The 12,128-nt window shown below is 66.3% G+C and carries 11 protein-coding genes and 1 riboswitch; of the genes, 10 read left to right on the top strand and 1 reads right to left on the bottom strand.

Going from position 1 to position 12,128, the window contains the following annotated elements:
* Positions 1-234 precede the first annotated feature (234 nt).
* The gene (locus B5F90_RS07190; protein ID WP_087362124.1) at positions 235-1,497 is read left to right on the top strand and encodes an anaerobic sulfatase-maturation protein; all 1,263 of its coding nucleotides are present in this window, start codon (positions 235-237) and stop codon (positions 1,495-1,497) included.
* A 264-nt stretch (positions 1,498-1,761) separates the two neighbouring features.
* Here B5F90_RS07190 and B5F90_RS07185 read toward each other — a convergent pair whose 3' ends face one another.
* On the bottom strand, positions 1,762-2,133 hold the full coding sequence (locus B5F90_RS07185) for a hypothetical protein (protein ID WP_087362123.1): 372 nt from the start codon (positions 2,131-2,133) through the stop codon (positions 1,762-1,764).
* Between the two features lie 606 nt (positions 2,134-2,739).
* Positions 2,740-2,933, bottom strand: a riboswitch (cobalamin riboswitch).
* A gap of 90 nt (positions 2,934-3,023) precedes the next feature.
* Between B5F90_RS07185 and B5F90_RS07180 the strand changes: the two genes are divergently transcribed.
* From B5F90_RS07180 to B5F90_RS07140, 9 genes are all read left to right on the top strand, one after another.
* Complete coding sequence (locus tag B5F90_RS07180) at positions 3,024-3,596, top strand: DUF2284 domain-containing protein (protein ID WP_087362122.1); 573 nt, start codon at positions 3,024-3,026, stop codon at positions 3,594-3,596.
* Between the two features lie 277 nt (positions 3,597-3,873).
* Positions 3,874-4,218: a hypothetical protein gene (locus tag B5F90_RS07175; protein WP_087362121.1), complete on the top strand. Its 345-nt coding sequence runs from the start codon at positions 3,874-3,876 to the stop codon at positions 4,216-4,218.
* A gap of 287 nt (positions 4,219-4,505) precedes the next feature.
* On the top strand, positions 4,506-6,815 hold the full coding sequence (locus tag B5F90_RS07170; RefSeq protein ID WP_087362120.1) for a TonB-dependent receptor: 2,310 nt from the start codon (positions 4,506-4,508) through the stop codon (positions 6,813-6,815).
* A 557-nt stretch (positions 6,816-7,372) separates the two neighbouring features.
* On the top strand, positions 7,373-7,765 hold the full coding sequence (locus tag B5F90_RS07165; protein ID WP_143256124.1) for a hypothetical protein: 393 nt from the start codon (positions 7,373-7,375) through the stop codon (positions 7,763-7,765).
* 175 nt (positions 7,766-7,940) lie between these two features.
* The gene (locus B5F90_RS07160; protein ID WP_087362118.1) at positions 7,941-8,291 is read left to right on the top strand and encodes an NADH-quinone oxidoreductase subunit A; all 351 of its coding nucleotides are present in this window, start codon (positions 7,941-7,943) and stop codon (positions 8,289-8,291) included.
* Positions 8,282-8,953 (top strand): NADH-quinone oxidoreductase subunit B, encoded by a 672-nt coding sequence (locus B5F90_RS07155; protein WP_087362117.1) that lies wholly within the window; start codon positions 8,282-8,284, stop codon positions 8,951-8,953. The genes B5F90_RS07160 and B5F90_RS07155 overlap by 10 nt, the downstream gene beginning before the upstream one ends.
* Before the next feature lie 8 nt (positions 8,954-8,961).
* Complete coding sequence (locus tag B5F90_RS07150; protein ID WP_087362116.1) at positions 8,962-10,578, top strand: NADH-quinone oxidoreductase subunit C; 1,617 nt, start codon at positions 8,962-8,964, stop codon at positions 10,576-10,578.
* A 27-nt stretch (positions 10,579-10,605) separates the two neighbouring features.
* The gene (nuoH, locus tag B5F90_RS07145; protein ID WP_087362115.1) at positions 10,606-11,682 is read left to right on the top strand and encodes an NADH-quinone oxidoreductase subunit NuoH; all 1,077 of its coding nucleotides are present in this window, start codon (positions 10,606-10,608) and stop codon (positions 11,680-11,682) included.
* A 2-nt stretch (positions 11,683-11,684) separates the two neighbouring features.
* A complete protein-coding gene (locus B5F90_RS07140; RefSeq protein WP_087362114.1) occupies positions 11,685-12,125 on the top strand; it encodes an NADH-quinone oxidoreductase subunit I in 441 nt (146 codons plus the stop codon).
* Positions 12,126-12,128: the final 3 nt, after the last annotated feature.

Genomic DNA, 12,128 nt, shown 5'->3' with positions numbered 1-12,128 from the left:
CCCCCCCTCGTGCCCGCCGCGCTTCCGTCGGCCCCCGCTGCCGTGATTTTTCGGGCCGCCGCACCCCGATTCCGAAACAAAAGCGTATCTTTATCCCCGTATTGTGCGCCCCCGGCCCGCCAATGGCCCCGGCCCGCCGACCCGCCCCGGCCTTTGCCGCTGCCTCCGCGCGGAGCCCTCCGGCGGCCGCTCCGGCCCCCGCCGGGTCCCCGGGCGCACCCCGACCTTCGACCCATGAAGAACAGACCGATTTTCACCTTCGACGACGCCCGCCGGCAGACCGCCCCCGTCGCCTTCATGACGATGCTCAAGCCCGCCGGCTCGAGCTGCAACCTCGACTGCAGCTACTGCTACTATCTGGACAAGGCGGCGCAGTACGGCGGCCGTCAGGCGGTGATGAGCGACGAGCTGCTCGAACGCTACATCCGCCAGTACATCGAGGCCAACGATGTCCCCGTCGTGCAGTTCTGCTGGCACGGGGGCGAGCCGCTGCTGCTCGGCATTGACTTCTACCGCCGCGCCCTGGAGCTTCAGCGGCGCTATGCCGACGGCAAGCGCATCGAGAATACGCTCCAGACCAACGGCACGCTGGTCGACGAGCGGTGGTGCGCCCTCTTTGCCGAGAACCGCTTCCTGGTGGGACTCTCGCTCGACGGGCCGCGCGACATCCACGACGCCTTTCGCCGCACGAAGGGGGGCGAGCCCACCTTCGACCGCGTGATGCAGTGCGTCGAGCTCTTTCGCCGCACGGGGGTCGAGTTCAACACGCTGAGCGTCGTGAACAGCCGCTCGGAGGGGCGCGGCGCCGAAATCTACCGCTTCTTCCGCGACGAGGTCCGGAGCCGCTACATGCAGTTCCTGCCCGCCGTCGAGCATGTGGTCGACCTTCCCGGCGCGCGGCGGCCGCTCATCGTGCCGCCCGAGCGCGAGGGGGCGCGGCTGGCCGAGTGGTCGGTCTCGGCGCGCGGCTACGGCGACTTCCTGTGCGACGTCTTCGACGAGTGGGTGGTGCGCGACGTGGGGCAGTGCTTCGTCCAGATGTTCGACGCCACGCTGGCGCAGTGGTGCGGCGTGCAGCCGGGCGTCTGCTCGATGTGCGAGACCTGCGGCGATGCGCTGGTGGTCGAACACAACGGCGACGTCTATTCGTGCGACCACTTCGTCTACCCCCGCTACCTGCTGGGCAACATCCGCGAGCAGACGCTCGCCGAAATCTACCGCTCGCCGCAGCGGCGCGAATTCGGGCTGGCCAAGCGCAACACGCTGCCGCGCGAATGCCTCCGCTGCCGCTACTGGTTCGCCTGCCGGGGCGAGTGCCCCAAGCACCGCTTCGAGCGGGGCAGCGACGGCTATCCGCGCAACTCGCTCTGCGAGGGGCTGCAGCGCTACTTCCGCCATGTGGAGCCCTACATGGAGCAGATGCGCGACCTGCTGGCCCGGCAGCAGCCGCCCGCCTGGGTGATGCCCTTCGCCCGCCGGCGCATGGGGCTGCTGTAGGCGCCGCCGCGGCTGAGGGGGTTGCTGTTGAGGTGCCGTTGCGTGGGGGCGCGCCTGCCTGCCTGCCCGCCTGCCCGCCTGCCCGCCTGCCCGCCTGCCCGCCTGTTCGCCCTGCCGTCGAGCCGTACAAAAAAAGAGACGGCCCGCAGCGAATTGTGCGATTCGTTGCGGGCCGCTTGTCTGTGGTGCGGGGCCGGACGGGGGCTGCCGGTCGGGCCTTGTGTGCTGAGCGGGCGATGGTTCTGCCCCTCGGCAGCCGGGCGGTCAGAGGTTGAGGCGGTTGCCCTCGGCGAAGCGGGCGTCGAGGATGAGCTGCGCCTCGGTGAAGAGCTCCTCCTCGTCGAGCGTGCCGCTCAGCGCGTAGAAGCGGCTCTGCGTCGAGCCGTACTGGAGCATGGTCGCCATGCTGCACCCCTCCACGCCGCAGACGATGACCGCATCAATCTGCTCCTCGTGGCGCAGCAGGGCGTTGTAGAGTTCGAGCCGCTGCCGGTTGGAGGCGGCCCGCATGAGCGGGAGCAGCGCCCCCGTGCCGCCGTCGGCAAACTGGTCGGGGTGCTCGATGATGCGCAGGGCGTAGTGGCGGGCGAGCCGGTGTGTCGTCGCCTCGGGAAATCCATAGAGTACGATGTTCATGGCGTGTCGTTTTTTTGAAAAAAAGGCGCGGCGGCTACTAATCTCTCTCTTTTGCTTGTACCTGATGACCTGTTATTATGGCAGACAACGAAGTCGCTGGGTGCCGCGCCTTTTTATGGGTGTGACGGATAAGAACGTTGCGACCGGTTTCCCGATGCGGAGCCTGGCGTGCGTCCGGAGGTTTTCCAGGGGCAGGGAGCTCGTACCGCTCCGGGAGCTTGTGCCGTGCAAGGAGCTCGTGCCGCTTCAGAGGCCTTGTGCCGGTCGGGACAGGAGTCTGTACGGTGCCCCTTCTGCGGTGGTGCGCCCCTGTTGCGGGTCTCTTCCCGGCGGTGCACCCCTTCTCGTGCGATGCGCCTTTGTCTGCGGTGCGCGGTCTGCCGGATATAATCCCGGCCCGACCTCCTGTCCGGCCTCCTGCCCGACCTCCTGTCCGGCCCTCTGTTGGCCCTTCTCTCCGGCCGCCGGCAGCCTCGGGCGGGTGCGGCAACGGGGGAGACGTATGCCTGCAACGGCATCCGCAGGGCGGAACGGGGCGCAGCGCCGCGTCAGCTCTTCATCCTGGTGAAACACTTCCGAAATCGAACGGCCATCCCACGGGCGAGTCCGATGTCGAATCGATTTGGCAGGTCTTCTGACTGGCTCCTGTTCCGAAGCCTTCCCGGCACGCGGCCAGTGGCTGAGATGTTCGGAATGTTGCGGAGCTTCACAGCAGCGGGACTGTCCGGGAATTGCACCCGGTTCCCTTTTCATCCTCGCCTCCGAAAGGGGGCGTCGGAACCAAATCTTCGGGAACAAATATAGCGGATAAATCCGAAAAACGAAGCATCGCGGGCAAAAAAAATTCGTCCGGCGCACCGGGAGAGCCCTCTGTCGGCTATTTTTGCGCCATGGAACAGACGCTTCGCTACCGCGCCGAGGATTTCTCGGCGACGCTCCCCCTGGCCGACTACCTGGCCCGCTTCCGCGATGCCGCACGCATCGGCGGCTACTGCCGCAGCTGCCCCCGCTACGGGGCCACATGGGCCTGCCCGCCCTTCGAATTCGAGGTCGAATCGCTCTTCGAGGGGCGCACCACGGCGCTCATCATCGCCACGCGCATCACCCCCGCCGAGGCGGGTGCGCCCCTCGCCGCGGCGCGCGAGGTGATTCGCCCCGAGCGGCTGCGGCTTGAACGGCAGCTGCTCGAACTCGAGCATCGGGTCGGCGGCCGTGCCTTCACCTGCGTGGGGGAGTGCTTCGCCTGCCCCGGCGAGCCCTGCACCCGCCCCGAGGGGCTGCCGTGCCGCCATCCCGAACGGGTGCGCCCCTCGCTCGAGGCGTGCGGATTCGACCTGGAGCGCACCGCCTCCGAGCTCTTCGGCATCGAGATGCGCTGGGGACGCAACGGCCTCCTGCCCGAATACCTGACGCTTGTCTGCGGGCTCTTCCACAGCCAGCCCGCCGACGCCGTGCGCTGGTAGGCGCCGCCCGCGGCCGCCTGCCGCCGGAGCGCTTCGTCCCGCCCGCTACGCTGTCCTGCCTGTCGGCTCTCCGTCTGCGGCCGGCCGTTTTCGCCGGGTCCCGCCCCTGCTGCCCGCTGCGGGTTTCTCTCCGTTTCTGCCGCGCGCAGCATCGCCGCATCGTTGCCCTTGCGAAATGCCTGATTCGGAAGAAAATGCGCCCCGGCCGCCGAAAAGGGGCCGCCCGGCGCTCCGTTTCGCAAAAAAAGCATATCTTTGCCCCCAGACCGTCCGTGCGATGCGTAAACGACTGAAAAACATAGGCGCCCTGCTGCTTCTGGTACTCTTTGCCGGGTACTGGAGCTGCGTGACGCTCTTCCCCCACGTCCACCGCATCGACGGCCTCCTCTACGTCCACTCGCACCCCTATTCGGGTCCGGCCGGCAACCCGACGCACAGCCACTCCGCGCAGCAGTTCCAACTCATCGCCCACCTCTCGCTGCTGGTCATGGCCCTCGCGACGCTCGCAGCCCTGGTCCGCCGCCCCGAGGAGCGCACCTTCCTCTTCGGACCGTTCCGCCCCGCACGCCGCTCCTTCGCACCGATGCGGAGCTGCCCGCTCCGGGCCCCTCCCTGCCTCTGAACCGGCTCCGGCCCCGCCGCCGGAGGGGAGCATCCCGCCCGCGGTGCCTCCACACCCCGTGCATACCCCGCACTACATGCCCTGCGCATGCCCCGTGCATGCCCTGACATCCCGTGCACGTTCCGTGCATCCGGGTGCGCATGTCCCGTGCATCCGGGTGCACCTTTCGGACACACCGCACCCATGCGCGCTCCCCGTTTGCGCGCCGCACCGCCGCGGCGCCCCGCCGTGCCGCACCCCTGCGGCGCGTGCAATCCGCCATTCACAACCCAACGAAACAACCCCACATGAAAAGATACCTTGCGGGAGCACTGCTCCTGCTGCTCCTTGCCGTCGCCGCGCCGCTGCGCGCCGACGAGCACCCCGCGCGTCCCGGCCGGCCGAGCGACGCCAACATCACGGGCCACGTCGTCGACGCCCGCACGGGCGAGCACCTGGCCTACGCCACCGTGACCGTCGAGGGGACCACCCTCGGCCTCTCGACCGACGCCACGGGCCACTACTTCCTCAAGAACCTCCCCACGGGCAGCTTCACGCTCGTCGCCTCGTCGGTGGGCTACGGCACGGCCCGTCGGCAGGTCGAGACCGAGGCCGGCAAGACCCTCGAGGTGAACTTCAGCCTCGAGGAGGAGGCCCTCTCGGTCGACGAGGTGGTCGTCTCGGCCAGCCGCACCGAGCGCAACAAGCGCTATTCGCCCACCATCGTCTCGGTGGTCGGCGAGAAGCTCTTCGACGCCACGGCGTCGTGCAACCTGGCCGAGTCGATGAACTTCCAGTCGGGCCTGCGCGTCGAGAACAACTGCAGCAACTGCGGCACCGTGCAGCTGCGCATCAACGGCCTGGAGGGGCAGTACTCGCAGATACTGCTCGACAGCCGCCCCATCTTCAGCACGCTGGCCACGGTCTACGGCCTTGAGCAGCTCCCCGCCTCGATGATTGAGCGCGTCGAGGTGATTCGCGGCGGCGGCTCGGCCCTCTTCGGCGCCAACGCCATCGGCGGCGTGGTCAACATCATCACGCGCGAGCCGCAGCGCAACACCGTCTCGCTCTCGGGAACGACCTCCATCCTCAAGGGGGGCTCGCTCGACCTGGGGGCCTCGCTCAACGGCGCCTTCGTCTCGGACGACTATCGCGCCGGGGTCTACCTCTTCGGCATGGTGCGTGAGCGCGACGCCTACGACCGCAACGGCGACGGCTTCTCCGACATCCCGAAGCTCAACTCCGAGACGGCGGGCTTCCGCGCCTACTACAAACCCTCGGCCTATACCCGTCTGACGGCCGAGTACCACCACATCCACGAGTTCCGCCGCGGCGGCAACGCCTTCGACCAGCCGCCCCACAACGCCGACATCGCCGAGCAGCTCGACCATCAGATTGACGGCGGCGGGCTGAAGTTCGACTACTTCAGCCCCGACAACCGCCACCGGATGGGGCTCTACCTCTCGGCGCAGAACATCGACCGCAACAGCTACTACGGTGCCGGCCGCAACCCCGACGCCTACGGCGCCACGAGCGACCGCACGCTGGTGGCCGGCGCGCAGTACACCTACTCGTTCGAGCGGCTCTGGTTCTCGCCCGCCGAGCTGACGGCCGGCGTCGAGTACAACGGCAACGCGCTGCACGACCGCTACGTGGGGCTGGGGCGCGACCTGCGGCAGACGACCCACAGCACGGGCCTCTTCTTCCAGAATGAGTGGCGCAGCGACCGCTTCAGCCTGCTTGTCGGCGGGCGCCTCGACAAGCACAACCTCATGCGCAACGTCGTCTTCTCGCCCCGCGTCAACCTGCGCTACACCCCCCGCGAGGAGGTCGGCCTGCGGCTGAGCTACTCGAGCGGCTACCGCGCCCCGCAGGCCTACAACGAGGACCTGCACATCGACGCGCTCGACAACAAGGTCTCGCTCATCGAGCTGGCCCCCGGCCTGCGCCCCGAGTACTCCCACAGCGTGAGCGGCTCGCTGGACCTCTACCACAGCTTCGGTCGCGTGCAGACGAACCTGCTCGTCGAGGGCTTCTGGACGCTGCTGGACGACGTCTTCACGCTCGAGAAAATCGGCGAGAACGCCCAGGGCTACATCATCCGCGAGCGGCGCAACGGCTCGGGGGCGACCGTCGCCGGGGTGAGCGCCGAGCTGAAGGCGGGCATCCCGGGCCGCTTCGAGGTGCAGGCGGGCTACACCTTCCAGCGCAGCCGCTACACCGAGCCCGAGCGGTGGTCCGACGAGGTGACCCCGCAGCGGCGCATGTTCCGCTCGCCCGACCACTACGGCTACCTGACGGCCAGCTACACCCCGGTGCGGGCCCTCTCGCTCTCGCTCTTCGGCACCTTCATGGGACCGATGCTCGTGCAGCACAACGCCGGCTACATCGCCGCCGACACCGAGCGGATGACCCCCTCGTTCTGCGACCTGGGTGCGCGTGTGGCCTACGAGTTCCGCCTCACGCGGCAGTTGCGGCTGGAGCTGAGCGCCGGCGTGAAGAACATGTTCGACAGCTTCCAGCGCGACCTGGACCGCGGCGCCGGGAAGGATGCCGCCTACATCTACGGACCCTCGCTGCCCCGCACCTGGTTCTTCGGCGCCAAGTTCGCCCTCTGAGCGGCCGGTGCCAGGTTCGCCCTCTGTGCGGCCGCCAGGGAGCGCGGGACGTCGAGGCCATTCGGGGACTGCCGCGACGAGCGTTGCAGCTCTTTTGCGGCAGTTGTTCCGCGGCACCGGCCCTTCGTCATGCCTGTCTCCACTGCCTTTGCTTACCGGCGGAGCCGCCCCGGATGCCTGCCGTTTTTGCCGCGCCGGCCCGCCGACCACCCCTCCATCGCTTCGCCCCGGACCTTCCATGGCCCGGGGCGTTGTTGTGGGGGCGCCGCAACCCTCCCGCCCCGTCGTTCGTCCCGCCGTTCGCCCCGTTCGTCCCGCCGTTCGTCCCGCCGTTCGCCCCGTTCGTCCCGCCGCTGTCCCGCCGCTCGCCCCGCCGCCTGCTGCCGTGCCGTGGCTCCTGCCCGCCGTGCCGCCGCGGGGCGCGAACCCCGGAAAAATTGTTCCGAATGTGCCCGGTGTTTTTCAAAATCGGCACTCCAGAGCCTCATTTTTCGTGAAAATCCGCTCTTTTTTCCCGAAAGAGTGTATCTTTGCGGCCGGAAAAACGGTTGGAGAGAATGCGCGGTCTGTTGCGAAATACATTGTGGCTCTGGATGTTCATGCTGCTGGGCAGCACGAATCTCCTCCTCGCACGAAGCGATGCGGAGCCCCTCCCCTCCCTCCGTCCGATGGCCCTCGTCTCGTGCTCCGACACCGCCCCGGGCGCTGTCGGCGAGCTGCTTCCCGCACACGAAGAGTCGCTCCTCGCACCCCGTCTCCAGGGTGCGCTTCCCGCCGAGACCTCCGTCACCCACACCGACCACAAGAGCCTGCAGGCACTCCGCCTTGCCGGCGACCGCGCGCGTCTGCGGAGCATCGCGTGCGGCAACACCGCCGCCGCCGTCGAGGCGGCCGCTCCGTTCCGACCTTCCGACTACTACGTCTTTACCCTGAGGCGCATCCTCGTCTGACGCCTTGAATCTTCCCTGCAGCCCTCCCCGCCGGACGGCTGCATGCGACGGTCCCGCCCCAGCGGTGCGGCCGTCCGCTCCGCATGGGCGGAGCCGAAGCGCTTTTGCAACGAATTTACCGGATGCCCGGCCGCGTGCCGGCGCACTCCGCCAACATTCTAAAAACGTTCGTCTTATGTATTTTACCTTGCTGGTTGTCGTCATCCTCACGGCCATTGCGCTGGTCGCCGTGGCGTTGGGTGTGGCCCGGGCCATCGCTCCCCGGTCGTACAACCCCCAGAAGGGCGAAGCCTACGAGTGCGGTATTCCCACCCGGGGCAAGTCGTGGATGCAGTTCAAGGTGGGTTACTACCTCTTTGCCATCCTCTTTCTGATGTTCGACGTCGAGACGGTCTTCCTCTTCTCGTGGGCCGTCGTCGTCCAGGACCTGGGCATCTACGGTCTGGTGAGCATCCTCTTCTTCTTGTTGATTTTGGTTTTGGGCCTGGCCTACGCCTGGCGGAAAGGAGCACTCGAATGGAAATAAGGAAGCCTGAGATAAAGTCGATGCGCTACGAGGATTTCAACGACAACGAATACCTCGAGCGGATGGTGCAGGAGTTGCGCGGCAACGGCACCAACGTCGTGGTGGGATGCCTCGACGATGTGATTGAGTGGGGTCGCAGCAACAGCCTCTGGCCGCTGACGTTCGCCACGAGCTGCTGCGGCATCGAGTTCATGGCCGTGGGCGCCGCGCGCTACGATTTTGCCCGGTTCGGGTTTGAAGTGGCCCGCGCCTCCCCGCGTCAGGCCGACTTCATCATGGTGGCCGGCACCATCACCCACAAGATGGCCCCGGTGCTCAAGCGCCTCTACGACCAGATGGCCGACCCCAAGTATGTGATTGCCGTGGGGGGCTGCGCCATCAGCGGCGGACCCTTCAAGAAGTCCTACCACGTGGTCAAGGGCGTCGACGAAATCCTGCCCGTCGACGTCTACATCCCGGGCTGCCCGCCCCGTCCCGAGGCGATGCTCTACGGACTGATGCAGCTGCAGCGCAAGGTGCGCCTGCAGCGCTTCTTCGGCGGCGTCAACAAGCAGATTGACCGCAAGGAGTACGAGCGGCTGCTGCAGCGCGACCTCACGGCCGAGCGCAACGAGCTCAACGTCGAAGTGCAATCCCAACCTCAAGAAGAAAACAAGAAGTGAAAGAGAATATGACGCTCAACGAAAAAATAACGGCCTGGGAGCCTGCGGCCGTCTGGTCCGACAAGGGCGACGGCCTCTACACCGTTCCCGCGGAGCGGTTCCACGACCTCGCCTCGCGGCTCCGTCACGAGGCGGGATTTGACTTCCTGCGCAGCCTCACGGGTGTCGACTGGGGCGAGGAGGGCATCGGCGCGGTCTATCACCTCGAATCGACCTCGACGGGCGAGAATGTCGTGCTGCGCACGCTCACGCCCGACCGCACGCAGGGGGTGCTCCCCTCGGTGTGCGACCTGTGGAAGGGTGCCGAGTTCAACGAACGCGAGGTCTTCGACTACTTCGGCATCCGCTTCCTGAACCACCCCGACATGCGGCGCCTCTACCTGCGTGACGACTGGGTGGGCCACCCCCTGCGCAAGGACTACGACGAGTCGCTCAACCCGCTGCGCATGAGCAACGAGGTCTCGCGCGACAGCACCGCCACGTTCGAGCTGATGCCCGACGGCAGCTTCATCCGCAAGCGCAGCCTCCTGTTCGAGGAGGGCGAGTATGTCATCAACATCGGTCCCCAGCACCCCGCCACGCACGGCGTGCTGCGCTTCCGCGTCTCGCTCGAGGGTGAGATTATCCGCAAGCTCGACGTCCACTGCGGCTACATCCACCGCGGCATCGAGAAGATGTGCGAGAGCCTGACCTACCCCCAGACGCTGGCGCTGACCGACCGCCTCGACTACCTCGGGGCCTCGCAGAACCGCCACGCCCTCTGCATGTGCATCGAGAAGGGTCTGGGCGTCGAGGTGACGGAGCGCGTGCAGTACATCCGCACCATCATGGACGAGCTGCAGCGCATCGACTCGCACCTGCTCTTCTTCTCCTGCCTCTGCATGGACATGGGCGCCCTGACGGCCTTCTTCTACGGCTTCCGCGACCGCGAGAAGGTGCTCGACATCCTCGAGGAGACGACGGGCGGCCGTCTGATTCAGTGCTACAACACCATCGGCGGCGTGCAGGCCGACATCCATCCCAACTTCGTGCGCCGCGTCAAGGAGCTCATCACCTACCTGCGCCCCATGCTGCGCGAGTACCACGAGGTCTTCACCGGCAACGTCATCGCGCAGGAGCGTCTGAAGGGCGTGGGCGTGCTGACGCGCCGCGACGCCATCTCGTTCGGCGCTACGGGCGGTACGGGCCGCGCCGCCGGCTGGGCCTGCGACGTGCGCAAGCGCCATCCCTATGCCGTCTACGACAAGGTCGACTTCGACGAGGTGCTCTTCACCGAGGGCGACTGCATGGCGCGCTACATGGTCCGCATGCACGAGATTGAGCAGAGCATGCGCATCATCGAGCAGCTCATCGACAACATTCCCGAGGGCGACTACCAGCTCAAGATGAAGCCCGTCATCCGCATCCCCGAAGGCACCTACTACTCGGCCGTCGAGGGGAGCCGCGGCGAGTTCGGCGTCTTCATCGAGAGCCACGGCGACAAGTCGCCCTACCGCATGAAGTTCCGCTCGACGGGCCTCCCGCTGGTATCCTGCATGGAGACCATCGCGCGCGGAGCGAAAATCGCCGACCTGATTGCCATCGGCGGCACGGTGGACTACGTGGTGCCCGATATCGACCGATAAAGTTAACGCAGAAAGTGAAAATAAGCCATGTTTGATTTCAGTATCGTAACTTCCTGGGTCCACGGGCTGCTGACCTCGTTCATGCCCCTGGGACTGGCAATCTTCATCGAGTGTGTCATCGTGGGAGTCTTCCTGCTGGTGATGTACGCGGTGATTGCCGTGCTGATGATTTTCATGGAGCGCAAGGTCTGCGCCGCCTTCCAGTGCCGACTGGGCCCGGTGCGCGTGGGGCCGTGGGGAACGCTGCAGCTCGTCTGCGACATCCTCAAGATGCTCACCAAGGAGATTATCACCATCCGTCACGCCGACAAGTTCCTCTACAACCTCGCCCCCTACCTGGTCATCCTGGCCTCGGTGCTCGCCTTCTCGTGCCTGCCCATCAACCGCGGCATGGAGGTGCTCGACTTCAACGTGGGCGTCTTCTTCATGATGGCCGCCTCGTCCATCGGCGTGGTGGGCATCCTGCTGGCGGGGTGGAGCTCCAACAACAAGTATTCGCTCATCGGCGCCATGCGCAGCGGCGCGCAGATGATTTCCTACGAACTCTCCATCGGCCTCTCGATTCTGACCATCGTCGTGCTGACCGATACGATGCAGTTCTCCGAGATTGTCGAGCGTCAGGCCGACTGCTGGTTCATCTTCAAGGGCCACCTGCCCGCCTTCGTGGCCTTCGTCATCTACCTCATCGCCGGCAACGCCGAGGTCAACCGCGGCCCGTTCGACCTGCCGGAGGCCGAGTCGGAGCTGACGGCCGGCTACCACACCGAGTATTCGGGCATGCACTTCGGCCTGTTCTACGTGGCCGAGTTCGTCAACCTCTTCATCATCGCGGGCGTTGCGGCCACCATCTTCCTCGGAGGGTGGATGCCGCTCCACATCGCCGGCTGGGAGGGCTTCAACACGGTGATGGACTACATCCCGGGCTTCGTCTGGTTCTTCGGCAAGGCCTTCTTCGTGGTGTGGCTGCTCATGTGGATTAAGTGGACCTTCCCCCGCCTGCGCATCGACCAGATTCTGACGCTCGAGTGGAAGTATCTGGTACCCATCGGACTGGTCAACCTGCTGCTGATGGTTCTCGTCGTCGTATTCAAACTGCATTTCTGATTATGAGCAACTATATCAAAGGTCTTATCCACGGCGTGGGGAGCCTGCTGACGGGCCTCAAGGTGACCGGACGCGAGTTCTTCACCCCGAAGGTCACCGAGCAGTACCCCGAAAACAGGGCTACGCTGCGCATGTTCGACCGCTACTGCGGCGAGCTGACCATGCCCCACGATGCCGAGGGCCACAACCGCTGCATCGCCTGCGGTCTCTGCCAGGCGGCCTGCCCCAACGGCACGATTCACATCACCACCGAGATGGTGACCGACCCCGAAACGGGCAAGAGCCGCCGCCGGCTGGTGCGCTACGAGTACGACCTGGGGTCGTGCATGTTCTGCCACCTGTGCGTCAACGCCTGCCCGCACGACGCCATCCGCTTCTCGACGGCCTTCGAGCATGCGGTCTACACGCGCGAAAAACTGGTAAAAACCCTGAACAAGCAATAAGCC

The sequence above is a fragment of the Alistipes sp. An31A genome, from assembly GCF_002159425.1.
GTDB classification, from domain to species: Bacteria; Bacteroidota; Bacteroidia; order Bacteroidales; family Rikenellaceae; genus Alistipes; species Alistipes excrementigallinarum.
Note: the sequence above shows the minus strand (reverse complement) of the source record. Positions and strands in the feature narration are given on the sequence as shown.

Bases quoted from the DNA above. Each gene is read 5' to 3' on its own strand.
- B5F90_RS07160 (WP_087362118.1), top strand. From the start codon at position 7,941: ATGTATTTTACCTTGCTGGTTGTCGTCATCCTCACGGCCATTGCGCTG.
- B5F90_RS07190 (WP_087362124.1), top strand. From the start codon at position 235: ATGAAGAACAGACCGATTTTCACCTTCGACGACGCCCGCCGGCAGACC.
- B5F90_RS07180 (WP_087362122.1), top strand. From the start codon at position 3,024: ATGGAACAGACGCTTCGCTACCGCGCCGAGGATTTCTCGGCGACGCTC.
- B5F90_RS07170 (WP_087362120.1), top strand. From the start codon at position 4,506: ATGAAAAGATACCTTGCGGGAGCACTGCTCCTGCTGCTCCTTGCCGTC.
- B5F90_RS07150 (WP_087362116.1), top strand. From the start codon at position 8,962: ATGACGCTCAACGAAAAAATAACGGCCTGGGAGCCTGCGGCCGTCTGG.
- B5F90_RS07165 (WP_143256124.1), top strand. From the start codon at position 7,373: ATGCGCGGTCTGTTGCGAAATACATTGTGGCTCTGGATGTTCATGCTG.
- B5F90_RS07185 (WP_087362123.1), bottom strand. From the start codon at position 2,133: ATGAACATCGTACTCTATGGATTTCCCGAGGCGACGACACACCGGCTC.
- nuoH (WP_087362115.1), top strand. From the start codon at position 10,606: ATGTTTGATTTCAGTATCGTAACTTCCTGGGTCCACGGGCTGCTGACC.
- B5F90_RS07155 (WP_087362117.1), top strand. From the start codon at position 8,282: ATGGAAATAAGGAAGCCTGAGATAAAGTCGATGCGCTACGAGGATTTC.
- B5F90_RS07175 (WP_087362121.1), top strand. From the start codon at position 3,874: ATGCGTAAACGACTGAAAAACATAGGCGCCCTGCTGCTTCTGGTACTC.
- B5F90_RS07140 (WP_087362114.1), top strand. From the start codon at position 11,685: ATGAGCAACTATATCAAAGGTCTTATCCACGGCGTGGGGAGCCTGCTG.